Origin of the sequence: Bradyrhizobium sp. NBAIM08, from assembly GCF_020193935.1 — a bacterium.
Classification (GTDB): Bacteria; Pseudomonadota; Alphaproteobacteria; order Rhizobiales; family Xanthobacteraceae; genus Bradyrhizobium; species Bradyrhizobium yuanmingense.
Genome location: NZ_JADYVR010001349.1, coordinates 1 through 382, shown reverse-complemented (window position 1 = coordinate 382; position 382 = coordinate 1). Strand labels below are relative to the sequence as shown.

The window sequence follows — 382 nt, the reverse complement described above, 5'->3', positions numbered from 1 at the left end:
GTGCATCGCTGGGACGCCTCACACGCAGTCGGCGAACCCGACGACATCGACGCGCTGGTGGCCGCCGACGGCATCGACGAGTTCCTCACCTACTTCACGGATGCGGAGGGAACGGACGGCGACCTCGGCGGCACCGTGCACCTGCACTGCACCGACACCGCCGGTGAATGGTTCGTCTCGTCGTTGACCGCCGACGGCATCGTCTTCAGCCGCGAGCACAAGAAGGGCGACGTCGCGATCCGCGGCAAGGCCAGCGACCTGCTGCTGTGGCTGTGGCGTCGTGACGCGGGACCGGTGGATGTCGTGGGCGACGCCGAACTGGCCGCCCGATTCCGCCGCACCTCCGATCTGGAGTAGCGGCGGTCGTCCCTCAGCCGCCGAT

1 protein-coding gene is annotated in these 382 nt (G+C 68.8%); it reads left to right on the top strand.

Annotation, left to right across the window (positions count from 1 at the left end):
• A partial coding sequence (locus I6F37_RS44860; protein ID WP_225155112.1) for a hypothetical protein occupies positions 1-357 on the top strand: 357 nt, incomplete at its 5' end.
• Positions 358-382: the final 25 nt, after the last annotated feature.